At 45.4% G+C, this 16306-nt stretch carries 7 protein-coding genes and 1 pseudogene; 3 read left to right on the top strand and 5 right to left on the bottom strand.

Annotated elements, in window-relative coordinates; translation table 11 throughout:
- The first annotated feature begins 122 nt into the window (after positions 1–122).
- Both HC000_RS07290 and HC000_RS07285 read left to right on the top strand, forming a co-directional pair.
- Positions 123–503, top strand: coding sequence for a hypothetical protein (locus tag HC000_RS07290; RefSeq protein ID WP_024606317.1), 381 nt, complete (start codon positions 123–125; stop codon positions 501–503).
- A gap of 240 nt (positions 504–743) precedes the next feature.
- Positions 744–1181: a hypothetical protein gene (locus tag HC000_RS07285; protein WP_013463093.1), complete on the top strand. Its 438-nt coding sequence runs from the start codon at positions 744–746 to the stop codon at positions 1179–1181.
- 43 nt (positions 1182–1224) lie between these two features.
- Here the strand turns inward: HC000_RS07285 and HC000_RS07280 are convergent, their stop codons facing one another.
- Positions 1225–1797: a YolA family protein gene (locus HC000_RS07280; RefSeq protein ID WP_013463092.1), complete on the bottom strand. Its 573-nt coding sequence runs from the start codon at positions 1795–1797 to the stop codon at positions 1225–1227.
- Positions 1798–2184: 387 nt separating this feature from the next.
- On the opposite strand from HC000_RS07280, the pseudogene prfC reads away from it, so the two are divergent.
- A pseudogene (prfC, locus tag HC000_RS07275) lies at positions 2185–2730 on the top strand (peptide chain release factor 3); the annotation flags it as partial.
- A 219-nt stretch (positions 2731–2949) separates the two neighbouring features.
- Here the strand turns inward: prfC and HC000_RS07270 are convergent.
- The 4 genes from HC000_RS07270 to HC000_RS07255 all read right to left on the bottom strand — a co-directional run bounded on the left by HC000_RS07270 (position 2950) and on the right by HC000_RS07255 (position 15002).
- Complete coding sequence (locus tag HC000_RS07270) at positions 2950–6495, bottom strand: CshA/CshB family fibrillar adhesin-related protein (RefSeq protein WP_257025452.1); 3546 nt, start codon at positions 6493–6495, stop codon at positions 2950–2952.
- 119 nt (positions 6496–6614) lie between these two features.
- Positions 6615–9545, bottom strand: a complete 2931-nt coding sequence (locus HC000_RS07265; RefSeq protein WP_179807314.1) for a hypothetical protein — start codon at positions 9543–9545, stop codon at positions 6615–6617.
- A gap of 10 nt (positions 9546–9555) precedes the next feature.
- Positions 9556–10131 carry an OmpA family protein gene (locus HC000_RS07260; protein WP_055022194.1) on the bottom strand — a complete coding sequence of 192 codons (576 nt, stop codon included), beginning with the start codon at positions 10129–10131 and terminating at the stop codon, positions 9556–9558.
- Positions 10131–15002 carry a DUF11 domain-containing protein gene (locus tag HC000_RS07255; RefSeq protein WP_179807313.1) on the bottom strand — a complete coding sequence of 1624 codons (4872 nt, stop codon included), beginning with the start codon at positions 15000–15002 and terminating at the stop codon, positions 10131–10133. The genes HC000_RS07260 and HC000_RS07255 overlap by 1 nt, the downstream gene beginning before the upstream one ends.
- Between the last annotated feature and the right edge of the window lie 1304 nt (positions 15003–16306).

Raw genomic sequence — 16306 nt, 5'->3', positions numbered from 1 at the left:
TCGACAGCGTGCCTATTATCTCATTTTGTCATACACAGTTTTCATCTAAAATAACCTGTTGCGCCTTTAAAAATAGGCGTATACGCTTTGTTTACACCCGTATACATCAGAGGTATTTTAGAATGGCTATTCTAAGCATCCGAATTGACGATAAATTAAAAGAGTCTTTAAGTAGTGAGGCGCAAAAGGAAGGTATTTCTTTATCTGAATATGTGAAGAAATCACTGGAAATTAAGAGCGTTGATACTCATATACTAGCAACAGAGAAAAACTTAAAAAGCTCTGTTGATAGTATTAAAGATTTAGCGCTCGTCTCTCAGGAGACTGTACACGAAGTTGAACTAAATATTCAGCGGCTAAATGAATCGCTTAAAAATGCAAATCACTTAAAAGAAATCAAAAAATTGAAATGGATATTGATTTCTATATCCCTCATCTTTGTATCAATCTCGATCCCAATATTTCACTTTAATATTGCTTATTTCAAAACCTTCTTTTATTAGGCTTTATCCTGAATAATTTAAGGCCTATGAGCCAAGCCTATTAGTAAATATTCCAGTTACCGGAAAGCCTTTGCCGTCCAACACCTCTGTATTAAGCTTTTCACTTTACGATGAATTACCTTCAACAACTTAATTTAAATAAACTTTTTAAAGGCGTTTTCAAAAGACTATAAGTGTATAATTATGGCGCAGGTTTTGCAGTTAATATCACTCATACGATCATACTAAGGAAAAGAACCTATGCGAGTTGATGCAAACGTACATTATTTTAATGGGAACCAGCGTACCAAGCCTTCAACAGAGGCCTCAACGTCATTTTCGGCTGCATTAACAGCAGCACAAACAGACAATGATAAGACTGACAGCAGCACAAAACAGGCGGATTTCACTAGTATGACCCGGCAAGAAATGCGGGACTGGGCCAACACTCAAATCCGCAATGGAGAAATGTCTCTCGATGACGGCAGGCCTTTCATGGCTATGACTATGAAAATACCCGTAAATGGAGGCGAACTGGCAGGTGCACACAGTGATGAAACACGATATAACTTCATTCAAAAAACGCGTGATGGCATCCAAGGCGCACTGTCACGCAATGACGAGACTACTTTGAAGATGTTAGAATCAGCTATGTCTATCATGCAAGACAAAAGTACTGGTGTTAACATTCGTATTTAGAAATATAAAAAGGCCAGAATGTCTGGCCTACATCATTAATAAATCAAAGAATACTGATCTGGACTGACATAGTATTCCATGGCGAATTAGTCGAAGTATTTTGGTATTTGAATAATCCGTTTTGATGACCATCGACATTGTATTCATTGAGGAAACCCACGACAGTTTGCCCAGCGGTACAAGGCCATGTGTAATTACTACCAGTCACACAAACAGGCGTACTTGAGTACATTGTGGAACTCGGAAGTAACCCACCGTTCATCCAAGCAATATGATTATAACCATAACCAATTTCTAAAACAGCAGTACGCAGCTGCTCTCCCCCATGATCACATGCAGTTGTTGTCATACCAACAGTGGACTCCCACCCACAATCAGTTGAACCAACAGCATATACCCACATTGAAGATAGCGGCGGAGCTGATGCTCGAGCCATTAATTCAGACTCCATGCGGATGTTTTTGATTTCGGCAGGAGCTGGAGCATTCTGACTAGTGAGTACAGGAAGGGAGGTAATTACTTGTTGACTGCGCGGAACTTCCTCAGCATAACTCATATTACTTACACCAGTTGCTATGACTACAGATAGCAGGCAATTAATTAAATTTATTTTCATAGTCCTTGAATTTCCCTTTTAATATCAATTGAAAGGTATTCATAGTTCACGCCTTTAGCATTGTCAAAAAATGAAAACATAATGATAAATAATTAATTTTTATATTTGTTAACTGATAGCAGAAAATCAAACACAAGACCTTCATCCAACAACTGAGTTTCACCGGTGAAACTTTAATTTTAGCGGCTAAAATAATGGGGTATCACACTTTGACCTGCAATACCCCCTACCTAACAATTAACCTATTAAACTTATAACCAATTGGGCTACAGAAATGTTAACGTCGCACCATCCGTGTTCCTTTATCCTGATAGACTGTAGCTGGCCTGATCAAGCTCACTAAAGCGGTTTGATGCCGTGATAACGTCTTGTGCTGAACTCTGAAGTGTTGCCGGTGATCGTGAGCACGTAGATGAAGCGTGGCCGGGCGATATTATTGGTTTGCATAACCACGGGACGATTCAAATTGGGGATACGTTCACATGGGGCGATGAATTCAAATTCACCGGTATTCCAAACTTTGCGCCTGAGTTATTCCGCCGTATTCGTTTAAAAGATCCGTTGAAGCAGAAGCAATTATTGAAGGGTTTGGTGCAGCTTTCAGAAGAAGGTGCGGTACAGGTGTTCCGCCCGTTGGCTTCAAACGATTTAATTGTGGGTGCCGTGGGTATGCTGCAGTTTGATGTGGTTGTGCACCGCTTGCGCGCCGAGTACAAAGTAGAAGCGCTGTACGAAAATATTCAGGTTGCCACCGCGCGCTGGGTATATTGCGATGACGCCAAGAAATTCGAAGAGTTTCAACGCAAAGCGCAACACAACCTCTCCATCGACGGCGGTAATGCACTAGCCTACATAGCGCCCACCATGGCGAATTTATCGCTCACGCAAGAACGCTTCCCGGAGATTACGTTTACGCACACCAAGGAAGTTTAGAAGATGGGGTCGTTGTCCCTGTTCTCTGGCACCTTTTTGAAGATGGGGTCGTTGTCTGTGTTCTCTGGCTCCTTTTCAACATCAGTTGAGGGACACACAACGCAGACAACGACCTTTACTTTTCTAAAGCATAACACTTGGTTTGGTAAGCGCTAGAAAGTTCAGCTAAAGCCGCATAGTAATTTTGGTGCCAGAGAAACGCGACAACGACCCCATTTTCTATAATGCCGAGCAGCTCGCCCCAACCGTATTTGGAAGCAAGCCTTTCACACGAACATCGAAGCTAAGCTCACCGGTCTCGCCTGGGCCCAACTGCCCCGTAAACTGCCATTGCAATCCGCCTTCGTATCCTTGAGCATTCGCTCCATTTGGAGTTGCAACTTGGCAAGCCGATATACCACTCGGCAGCGTTCCCGGACAGGAAATTGGCTGAGCAAGCTCAGTGAAGGCTGGTACTTGGTCGTAAATTACAACCTCATCCAAATCCATTGTCCCATCGTTAGCAAAGAAAACAGAGTAGCGAATTACATCACAAGGCTTTGCCTGGTTGCTCAATAAGCCTACAGTATCTACATCATCGGCTGTACCGCTTACACCATCGGGACCAATATTACGCACCAACTTATCCAACCGTAAGCGCCCACTCTGCACACCCGTATTATCAAAAGCTACAGCCGAATCCACACGCGCAGTTCCCGAAAGCGCATTATCAGCAGTAATCTGAACTTGATGAAACGCACCAACTGGTGCATTTGCTGGTACAAATACCCGCAGTACTAAACAAATTTCATCACCCGCCACTACGCTTATATTCGTTATTGGCGCGCCCACACTAACATTCTGCGAGCACGATAGATCTTGATACAGCGTTTGCGCCCAATCTAACGTATTTGGCGATTGCGCCTCCACAGTAGCGGAGAAATCTACAACACCTGAAGTTTGTGCTTTATAACGATGATAATAATTGATAGACGAGCCCGGCTCAGAAACACCTTGGTTATCCGGCTCAAGCACAGATTTAGGCACAACACCAAAATTAATATCTTCCCAAACCGTGATCGCCGAGGGCACCACAAAACTCATTTGCCCATCGTCGGCGACAGCCGAATCAACAATGCCCGTGCCCGCATCTTCACTAACCAAGAAAACGCCACCCGCCGGTTGCACCAAGATACAAGCTTGGTTACCAGAATCAGCAATATCAAATTTCAATTGCCAACTGCCATCACCCGCAGTAACCGTTCGCGCAAGCTCGGGAGCCGATGTATTACATTCACCTGGAGCGGTAACGCCAGCAAATGCCCGCACCAACGCCCCCGCAACGCCTACTTCAGAACCATCAATTAAGCCATTATGAGCCGTGCCTGATCCTGTGCCATTATCATTGAAAACCATACCGCGAAGCGTTGCGCCATCAGGCTCGAAACCAATATTTATCTCATAATCTTCAATTTCGCCATCAAGCGCTAACTGGTCCGAAAACGGGATATCTTGCTCACTCGAAAAACGGAAGCGGGCAAACGTGTTCCCCAGTTGAGCATTCGGCGGTACGAATACCTGAACAGTAATGATACCATTTACCGGATTAGTATCCGCAGCACCATTATCTCGCAGGTTGATCACAACATGCTCGCCAATGCCGTTAAATGAACCATCTTGGTTCCAATCTATCCACCCTTGGAGGTAACCTGAACCTACAGTTGCCTCATCTACTTCAATACTGATTGTCGCCTGTTCTCCCGGAACAAAACGAGCAGGTAACAACACGCCTTCATCTTCAACGTGAGCATCCGCATTCGCAGAATTTGTTGGTCCAAGCCGAGGGCTAGGTCGAACAGCCCCGATAAACGGTGTATCCGCTTGCGGCTGCCATGATGCCTGAGAAATCGATGTTATAGGTGTCGCGATACTTGGTTTACCGCCCGCAGTAGCCTCATAACGAAGATAATGGCCACCACTATCAGGGTATGATGCGGGCAAATCGCCAAAATCAATCTGTACCGGAACACCAAAACCGATAGCTTGTATTCCGGGATCTATCAACTGCTGCGAGGTAAAAGAAACATCACTTGTTACCGCTAAAAACGAACCACCACCACTACCAGCAGGCGCTACCCGAATTTGTTGGCCAGCAAGCTCCCACACCATACTTATATCAGCACCAGGAGAAACTTCAATTAACTCCCACGGAGCGCCATTCGAGCGCATTACTAACTGCTCACCAGCATTCGTACTTTCGGCATCTACCACTACCAAACCCATTGGTACTTGAACACCATTAACGCGCTTTTCCCAAACAATATCAAAAGAGTGGCCGGTTCCTGATAAATTCGCCAAACCTACCGGATTCACTCCCGAATACGCAATTTGAAACGCATCGCCAGCCCCAGTGCCGGAAACATAAGGCTGCAGTGGCGCAGTAATATTCCCCAACAAGGCGCGAATTTCTACATTCCCAAATTCCCAACGCTTCGAAACCCAATCACCCGGATTAAATTCATCAAGAGTGCCGCAGCCCCAATCTAACCAATACATAGTGCTTAAAAACGCTCCGGAACCAGAACTAGCTAAGCCAGAGCCAGTAATATCGGTTCCCGTTGGGCATACTTCTGGTGATTCAATAACTTGCAGATTTATCGTAGCTTCATCATCTTCCACAGGTGTCCGTGGGCCGTTACCTGGCCGTGAATTTGGATCTTCCCCCGTACCCGAAATAATTTCCGTAAACAAAGCCCGAGAGCCTGGAGCGTTTGCTATCCCTTTAATCTCAATAGTCCGTGTTTCATTCGCAGGAAGAAAGCCAATAGTCCATAATCCTGTACCTGCATCGTAACTACCCTCGCCCACAGCTTCGGTGAAATTGAATAAATCGGAAGGAAAGGGGAACTCTACCTGAACTGCGCCTGAACCTGCGGGCCCTTGGTTTTCTACTACTAATTCAAATACCGCTTCTTGGCCGAACTCAAATGAAGGCGTTCCATCAATAAAGCCCCCCGAAATTTCAACATCAAGCGATAAATCAACATCAAAACTCCAAGTACTGGAGAGAAACCCAAAAAACGCGGCACTGTCATATCGCCCATCCACGGCATCAGCAATAATTAACGAAACCCGATACGTTTCCCCTGAGGTAACCGGCTCAGCAACCGTTATTGGCGAGGTAAACCCGTTCAACGCGATATCGGTTCCAGCAGGCGTTGCGAGTAAATTCTGCCGATAAAAAAGAGCACTTCCACACGTTCCCGATCCACTCTGGTTAGGTTCGCCAATTGTAGAACCGTTGATATTATTGATAGTAATCGTGGTACCACTACCTGGTTCTATGGCCATATTTTTGGCCGTTGTAAACTCACCACCCTCGATGAAAATACCAAAGGCATCATTATACTGAGAACACGCATAATCAGGGTATTCTTCAGAACCAAATACAAGAGTAAGGTTGAGTCGGTCCCGTTCTGGGGTTACGTCAAAAGAAATAACCACAGGGTCGTTCGTGGCTGTTGATTGCACCACACTTGAAAGCAAGGTATTAGCACTCGTGCCTAGTGCTCGATCAAGGAAAAAGCTCGCTGGGCTAGCTATGTCATTCACAGAACCGGTAGCAAGCAAAATACCTTGGGTAATACCAATCGAAGGCCCTGCATTCTGAAAAAAACCTATTTGCTGGCGGTTCACGTTGCCTGAATCGGTTAACCCGTGCTCAACAACCAAGTTCTCAATGATAACATCGCTAAATTCTGCAGGTCCCAAAAGAGCATTAGTCATTTGCGCCCTGCCCGCAGGTGTATTGAACAACGCATTAATGTCTGCTGCATGTACAGCCGATAACAACGATATTGATCCAGCAGCAAGAACCGCGGCTTTAACTGATTTTTTTTTCATTTTTAGCGCACTCTCAATCCGAAAATGAGTATGGCCTGCTCACCGGCCTGCAATACACCGATATCTGCCTGAATATCGCCAACACCACCATCATTCGGTGTCGTTACATCCGCATTACAGGAACCACTTGGGCTACTGCAATTAAGGGCCGTCTGGAAATAAGTGGTATAAGCTTGAGTTCGGTCGTTAATCAGTACATTAAATACCGGCTCAGCACTTTGATTTCGAGCCGTTAAACGATACAGAACACATTGCCCTGGGTGCACCGGGAAAACACTAGTGCTAAAGCAGCTATCACCCGTGCAGGCCAACGGGCCATCAGGAACACCATCACAATTACTATCCAAGGCTTGCTCTTTAAAGATAAGCGTGTTGCCTTGGCTCGTTGATGTACTATCAGTAACCGAACGTTCTAAGGTATCCGTGCCTACAGTAGTAGTGAGGGTAATCGTTTTAACATTAATATCCCCAAGCACCGCCGAGGCAGGAGCAAAAACTCGTACATGCACGGTAATTGATTCGCCAGGTAAAAGAATTTCATCTCCATTATCAGTTCCTAAAACGCCACCTAAAGGTATTGTTTCATCTTCTGGGCCCCAAACACCGTTACCATCATCTTCATACACCAATACAGCCCAACCATTGTCATCTTCAGCCTGTGGCGTTGCTGTGAGTTGAATACTCGAAAGCGGTACAGTTCCTGTATTTTTAATCTGATGGGTATAACTAACACTAGAACCCGGAACAACTTGGTTAAATTGATCTGGGGAAAATGAAATATCAGGCGCGCCGAGTATTTCTACCGCATCCAATTTAATATCTTGTGCGGCACTCAACAACGATGACGCACGAAAATACAGATCATATACATCAACCTCAGCATTTGCAGCCGTTTGCACATGCGCACAAACCAACTGGGCTGAGCCCGCTGGAATAATATCAGTTACATCAATCGCGTTACCCAGAGATGTACAATCCCCAGCCCCACCATCGCGATAAAAACTCACGAGCCACCCAGGATATAGAGTACCAGCCGCAAAGTTAGTGGTACTTGCAGCGAGTTGATATTGGTCTTGACGATCACCGGTGTTATTCACATACAAGGTAAACGTTCCAGTATTACCCGGCATTAATGAAATCGTGGTTACTGCTGTTGGTTCCGGGCCTACACCTGCACCAGGCGCGCTTCCAGCACTCAGCGGCAAATTATTCGTGATATCAACCGTTGCCGGTACCACAGAAAGTAAGATATTACTTACCGCATTGGTTACAGTAGTATCAACATTAGAGGTAGCTGCTAACGTCAGTTCATAAGGGCCACCTACTGCATCGGCCGGCAATTCCACTTCAACAACTACAGGTAAACCACAACGGGTATTGTCTGCGCTCGTAACAAAACGGCCAGAACACGCACCGGTATCAAAATTAGGCAAAGGTATAGGGCCGGTATCTACTCGGCCACTGTTCGAAGTATCCAACAAAGGCGTTGCGCCATCTGCTTGTAACACACGTACAATGGCGTTATCAGGAAATGGGTTTGCTAAGCTAGCGCCAACGCGGTTCAGTGCCCGATCAACATTTAAATCAAAGGTATCAACACCATCACCTGTGTTCCAAATATAGTTAGTAAAACGAATCACCGCGCCTTGCCCAGCTGCCGCGATCTCAACGCGATTTCCCGAATCCAAACTATCATCCACACCGATGTTTATATCAGTAGAGCTATCGTTCACAACCACGCTTGGAGCAGTGGCGGATGATTTTATTTGAAAAGGTACTACGTTGGTATCAAACGGGGTTATTGCGCCACCTACAGGCCCTGAACCGCTTTGCGCATACACAACGGTATTGTCTTCATTGTTATAATAATACCCTGCAATATTCAGTATCCGTCCACCAGTCGAAATACCGCCAACAACCTGTACAGCAAATTCGATATAACCTTCGCCACCAGGCGGTAACGTTGCTAATTCAAACCGCACTCTATCCTGACAATCTACATTTGCAGCTGTGCCATCATATGCACAATAGGAAGCGGGTTCGGTTCCTCCCCCCTCGACGCCATCATCGTCATCAGTTAAAGCGGTATTACCCGTTTGGCTCCAGCGGCCAGAACCAGGCACATACTCAAACCCACCGGTTTGCGGTTGGCCTTGTCCATCAAAAAAAGTTGTCGGTAAAATATCTTCCAATACCACCGACGAGGCTGTGAAATTAGAAACATTTCGATACGCTAAACGCACCGTATAAGGGCCACTGGGGGAACCTCCAACACGCACAGGCATTGATTTCAAAACCTCGATTAGAGGCCCTTCAATAAATTCAACACTATCAACTACCGTTTGGTTTAAGGTATTGTCATCAGAGCTAGTTGCTTCAAGTTCTATGGCAGAAAGTAAAACCGAGCCAGCAGCCCCATTCGCAATCACTTCAATCACTAAACCCCAAGTTTCACTTGGATCTATTGAGTTTGTGAGGTTGGGTAAACATGCGCTGCCATCATCACTACTCAATAAAATTTGACCCGGGTCAGGCCTGCCATCCAGATCAGTATCAGCATAAACGCGCCACTCTGAAACTTGAGCATCCACCGCGCTCACACAAATCTGATATCTATCAGCAACATTACCAATATTCGAAATTGTGTGTGCAAAGTATACCGGTCGATCAGAAATAGCAGGTAAGCGTTGATCAGTTAAAAACTCAAATGCAGGCACTCCCTGAATTAAAGTTTCAACTATATTAGACGTAATACTCCGCTCTTCAGTGGCCTGAGAGCATGAGTCGTCGATGCAAGTACGGTATGTTGCCGATGCTTGGTTTTTAATTACCGTACCAGCGGGTACTACGTCCGCTACCGCGGAATAGGATAGCCCACTGAATAATACAACCAATATAGTTGTGAAAAACCACCTTGTTATTTGCATCGCCACTCAACTTCCCCTATCGAATTGGTTCCGGCGCAACAAACGCCTCTTCATCTGCATCTTGAACTACTCGTAGCGATAACGGACGCCCGTTTGAATCTAAAAGCATCAGTTCTACACGGCGGTTGTAAACTCGTTCAGACACATTGTCATCCGTTGAAAGCAACATTTCCTGACCTGCCGATCCTGTCACCATACGATCTCGTGAAACTCCGTTTTCAGTAAAGTAACGGATCACTGCTTGTAACCTTTCATTGGCTAAACTCAAGTTATAATCAGCATTACCTAACTGGTCGGTAAACGCCTGCATACTGATTTTGTACTCCGGGTTCGCTGCCATGATGTCTAAGTTTGGCTGTAAGCGCAGCTTCTCAGCATCGTTTAACTCGCCCCTATCAAAGCCAAAATAGACCGCAGGCTCCCAACGCGTGGTAATCTCCTCTATCATGGAGTTTACTACCACCACAGAATTAAAAGGCGCTTGGGGTGCTTCACACATTAAATCGTAATCAGCATACAGTTCATCCATACTGGCGCAACCTGATAAAGCCCCCACAAGAAATAACATGCTCAATAATGGTTTCTTTTTCATTAGTTTGCTCCAATAAACGAACGTATGCCGGCAGCTGTATTGCCAATCCAGGCAAAATCATCAGCGCTAATTTTATAATCCAAGCCAATATGGAGGCCTTGCGCATTATAGCCTTCAGGATCTAAATCATTATCTTTAAAGCCACGTACATTATAACCAACACCCATACGCAGATTCTTTCTAATCAAATAGTTAGCGCTTATTCCATAACTAAAGCGTTGCTCATTCTCATCACGAGCACTCATAATACCAGCGCGAACATCGATATCTAAACGCCGAGTCACACCCCAAATAACCCGACCATCAGCAATATAAATAGCATTGCTTAGCGCTAAATCATTTTGCTCAAATGATTGCCACTTACCACCAATTCGGCCCGACAGCACAAGATCGGCTTTCAATTCCAAGTTATGGTGATTGCTTAATACATGAGCAACGCGATCTGGCCCTAAATCGCCGCCCCAATGTTTACGCCATTGATACATGAACATTGAATGATGCTTGTTATCGAGTCGAGGCCGACGAGCAAAACCAAGCGTTACAATATGATCGCCATTTCGTGATTCTGTATCAGAATATTGAACCCGCATATCATTCCGAATCACACCTGACCAATTCTGCGAAATACGCCAAATATTGGCCAAGGAAACACCGTAATAACGGCGGCCGTTACCGAACCGAGTTTCAACTCGTCCAAGCGTTCGCCGATTCGCCGACCGAATATCCTCGAAACCTAAAGAATATGCCGTAGCGGCTTGGCTCTCATTACCATCAAGTACCCGAATCCATTCCACCGACGGGCTCCAAGTTAACCCTGGTTCGATTTCAAAGGCAGAACGAACACCATTCGCTAACGCTACGTCCTGCCCATCTTGGGCACCACGCAAGCGGTATTCAGAGAATAGGTCGGTATTACTAAATGCCCGCGTACGAACACCCGCAACAAACTGCTCCGTTTCTACATCCGAGGTAATTTGATTCATTCCCGCAATGCTATTCAAGAACTCATAACGAGCATAAAAACCTGTATTCTGCGTAATCGCCAGATCAGCATCTGCGGCTATCCGTTGCTTACTTGAGTCGCTAAACGCTTGCTCATATTCCGCACCAAGCGTTAGCGGTTTACCAAACACATCAAAACCACTCGCCAGACCTAAAATATAAGTGCCAAAACGATCATCCCCGTCAGTATCCCGCTGCTCAATAGCACGCGAACCTACGGTAGCCCGAACATTATCAAACTGGCGTAGCGCGAGAAAAGCAACGCTACTTTGTTCTGCATCAGTGCTCAAATCTTGTGTTTTTCGAGCTTCAAATCGAGCAGAAGTTCGTGAAGAAATTTGCTGTTCATGTTCAGCGCGCAGTTCTTCTCTAGCTTCACCAATACCTGAGGTAGGATTACGGAAGCCATCATTAGCGCGAGCCCAACGAATATCAGTAAAGCTGCCGTTTTCCCATTGGTGTTGCAAACCAACGCTCAAAGCATCGCCATCTTCATCAATTAGATTTTGCATCCGCCCGTATGAAGCAAAAGCACGCGTGCGATTCCCCAATTCATAAAGCGAAGTAACACTCGATAAACTATAACCGTCAATATCATGTGAGTTCTCAGTGAAGCTGCCGCTTAGGGTCAAAGAATCAGAAAGCTTATGCTGCAAGCGCGCACCATACACATCGTAATCCACACTGCTACCATCAACATTGTAGGTAATACGTAAAAATACAGGGTTGAACTCATCGTCAACTGAGGGAATGACATCAAAGAAACGTAAATCACCCGTGAAATAATTTATCGAGTAATCAACGCCTCGGCGCAGCGGCCGTGTCTCTATAACTAATCCAGGATTATTTCTATCGCGAACAATAAATTCTATAATTTCAGATTCACGAACTGGCGGCGCTGAAGTTTGGTACAACAATGCCGTACCGTTACCCCGAATTTCTTCAGTTACTTGCTGATAATCAACTTTCGCACCAAACAACTGAAGCCGAGTCGTTTGATTATCAAAAGTGAGATTGGCCCCCGTTAGAATTTGCTGAATACGCCCAACATCTTGGAAATCCGTATTCGCATCAGTAACAAAATCGCCCCAAAGTAACGAACTCGCACCACGTTCTACACGAGCATACACACGGCTTTGGCTTTTTGCATCATACCCACGAATAGATGCATCACCAGAAACCGGATAATAATCACCAGGGTTAAGATCACGGCGTATCTCTTCTTCATCACTCAATGCGCGTTCGCTATCAAAAGCCAACGTTAGGGTTGTACGTTCACCTACAGAGCCCGTTACAAACATACCGCTCTCTAAACCCGATTGTTCTTGTTCGATTGATTCAATATCGGCTGGAACATCACCATTATTGGTAAAATCACCCCAAACTTTTTTCGCTGAAATATAACCCGTAGCGAAAAGTTCGCGGACTGGTGTTATTTGCTGCACCGCAATACTGTCGTTCAAATCGTTAAAGCGAGCATGCACATCTCGAGAGCCTGTTTGAAAAGAGCTAAGTAGATGAATAGTCCCTTTCCCATCAACTATGCGTACCTGTTGGCCCATGGTATCCGGTTGCAAATCCGCTTCCGCAAAACGTAAATCATTACCTAATAAAGTAACTACATTAGAACCACTTGCGTGATAGCCCTCACTATCAAACAGCTCAATTGTAATCGGCATACGAGTTGTGCCGCCATCAGCAAAAAACGGTTCATCCTGAGCGGTTAACTGCAGGGCTTTTGCCGATCCCGGGCGCACAATCATAGTATCAATAAGCGTGCGTAAATTACCAAAGGGGTCTACCGCTTGAACAACAACATGGTTCTCGCCTGGCGTAAACTGCAAGCCATACCAAGTTACAACTTGCCCTTGCTCAGAAATATTTTCGATTTGCTCACCGAGCTGCTCTTTCGCTACTGCCTTGCCATTAATAGTCAACTCTGGTGTAACGCCCGCTTGCACAACAACCTGCAAACGGCCATCGCGGCTAACGCCGTTTTCAGGCCACAGTACCACGCCTGCTGTTGCTTGTTCACTGGTAATAATACGAGCTTGATCAACAGATTCAAGCATCTCAGGAGCATCGGCCAACGGTGAAGTGAGTTGCCCTTCAGCTATTGAAGTTTGTGGCGTCTCGCGCTCAGCAGACCGCATCGGGTCCAAACCACGGCTCAACGTTTCATCGTAAAAGCCACTACCTAAATCACCACCAGCACCGGCACTTCGAATACGTGTTCCAGCAGCTCTGTTGCGCAGAGGATCATTGGCGAGAATACTATCGTAAACCCACTCACTATTTGCGTTTTCTCTACGCGCTTCAATATCCGCCCGCACACGAACGATATTCCGAGCATCAGGGCACGCAATGGCAAAATCAGCTCGATGCATTTCTCCGGGTACTAAATCAACGAACCGGCTTGTTCCATCTCCTGCGTGACGTGTTGTGATCGGTTTTAAAGTAACGCCAGCCGGCATTGTGGCAGGGTCGACAGCAAGTGTTTTTAAACCTGGGCGTAAACCGTGAATACTAAACATGCCATCTTCGTCGGTTACTACCCATGTTCCATCTTGTAGATACAAACGTACACCAGGAATAACCCACTCACCGAGCTCCTGAGTACTTGAGCACGTAGTATCTACAAACACCTTACCAAATATAATACCGCGATCAGATAAAACTCCCTCGTTCCGAACCGTCACTGAAGCTTCTGCTTCATTTGATGTAAATAAAAAGCCACCCTCGTTACGAGCAGTTACATTGGCTTGGTTAACTAATCGACCATTATTTACAGCTACCGACGCGCGCATTACATACGTAATATCAAGCGTAGCACCTGGCTCCAATAATAAATTCGCCCCGTTTTCATCACGTATTCGAGGAAACACTAAATAACCGCCCTCATCACGAACGGGATCTGGTAACTCTATCGCCACACCGTTCCCTACTGTCATTCGAGCGGTCCCTGATTCGTAGCGAAGCCCGTAAGCAGGCTTATCAACGATGCGGAAACCTAACAACGGAACAGCGCTTGAGTTGCTAATACTCAATCGATAAGACACATAATCACCAGCAGCAATAACTTCGGTATCTACCGTTTTCTCTAGAAACAATTCACCCGCCACAAGTGAATCTTCAGGGTCTAATGGAATATCAGGAAACCAAGCTAAACCAAGAGAAAAAGCCCCTTTTGAGTCCCCTTGTTCGTTGGTAGTGGTCATTCCGTCGCCAACAGGCTGTAATCTACCACCGTCACCGAGGTAACCAATTAAGCCATAAGAATGCTCGCCTAAGTTTGAAGAAAATGCGCGTAAGGAAATAGGTGAAACACTTGATGGAAACTCATAGCCATCAGGCGGAGTTACACCAATGTAATAGCAATGGTCTGTTGCCGCACGCGCAAAACTGTACAATCCATCGGAATTCCCACTTCGGTTCATGCTCCCACTATCGAACGCAGGAATTACCTCACCAGTAAATCGATCTCGAGCAGGTTCAAAGTCTTCCGCAGTAAGCGATGCACATGCACTAGGGCCTGCATTCGAGAACACTTGCTTCGATTGAAACAAGCTTACCAGTGCGCCATTAACCGCTTTCCCCGAAGACGTATCAAAAACACGCCCCGAAGGTTCAACTGCAGCAACATCAGAAACGCGAATCATGCGTTGGCCAAAGCCAGCAGCCTGTTCAACTGGCACATCAAACGTAACATTCAGAATATCGCCAAAAGCGCTGTTCAAATAACAACCTTGGCCTAGAACTTCGTTGGTAGTAGTAGTAGATGTGAATTCGAAAGCCGATGCGGCAGTTGCACTGCTCGAACATATTTCACCATCGGCTGTACGAATACCGCTAAGAACCAATGGTTGCAAGCTTCTAAATACACCTGAATTCCGTTCAGTTTCTTTCATGACTACTTGAACCGAATCACCACTCAGCTGTGATTCAACCCGTGCTAATAAAAGTTCAACGCCATTTTCGTGAACGAAATCGTGTTTATCAAGATCCCGATTTAGTTGAGAGGCTACTAATCGAAGAAAAACACCATCCAGCAACGCATCATAACTTTGCTCACCGGGCATCGAATATATGCTGGTATCCATAAAGTGAGCATCATTACTATGTTTCACCTGCCCACTTGCCACCATTTCTGGCCGAGCAGATTGAAAACGAATCTCGGGTACATTCTGGGCGGCTACTGAGTTACACACTCGATTCGAAAATAAAATGTCACTGTTCGTACCCGAAAAGTCAATTTCAGCTTGGTTGTATATCATTGTGTTATTAGAAACACCGGGCTCTATTTGAACCGCAAAAGAAACACTACCCGATTGGTTAGGCTGCACGTTCGCAACCGGAATAAGCAATCCAAAACTCACGGCGGGAACCGTGCCATCCCAACTCTCGTATGGCTGCCAGTTTTGCGATTCAGAGCCACTCAAGCGCACCAATGGAATAGCTTGAATAGGTGAAACATCTAAATCTTGATTAGGAAGTAGGAAAGTATTTGCTGGAATTTTATCCTCCAACACAACGCCTTGATAAGGCACACCGTCAAGTGAAATCGTCCGCGGGCTTGGAAGTGAGGTGCCTGTATTAGAAAATTCAATGCTGTAATGAATCAACTCTCCGGCCGTTAATGGCGCTTCACATTGCTGGTGAGAGAATTTATTTAAAGTAAAAATCGCACCTTCACGAACAATCGCTTTATCGGTAACTGCTTTAACATCGCTCGCATCATGCTGCGATGTTACCGTCACTAATATATCGATTTCATCATTATTCCGTTGATTAGCTCGCGTGTTACCGAGTACAACGATATTAACACTAGCGTCAGGTTCAAGATTTTGAATAGAACTAATTTCTGGTTCGCCAGCATCCACAACACCGTTAGCATTCACGTCATGGTAAGCACGTAAATTTACTAATTCGCCATCATCACCTTCAAGGTTTTCAAACAAAAGCGTGTAGCTATCAATAGAGTTTCCAGTGTTGGTAACAATGTGGTCAAAATGAACTTGCTGCGCGGGGGCAACATATTTTATCTTCTCGTCATCAAGAATAAAACTATAGCTATGTCCAACCATCACTCGCGAAGTATTCGAAATCACTTCATGAGTAATGCCAAACTCTTCGTCATAATAAGAAGCGTGCGCTTGATTGTATATTGCAGTAT

The organism is Pseudoalteromonas sp. MIP2626, assembly GCF_013414205.1.
GTDB lineage: Bacteria > Pseudomonadota > Gammaproteobacteria > Enterobacterales > Alteromonadaceae > Pseudoalteromonas > Pseudoalteromonas nigrifaciens.
The sequence above is the reverse complement of the archived record's forward strand: the minus strand, read 5'-3'. Positions and strand labels throughout refer to the sequence as shown.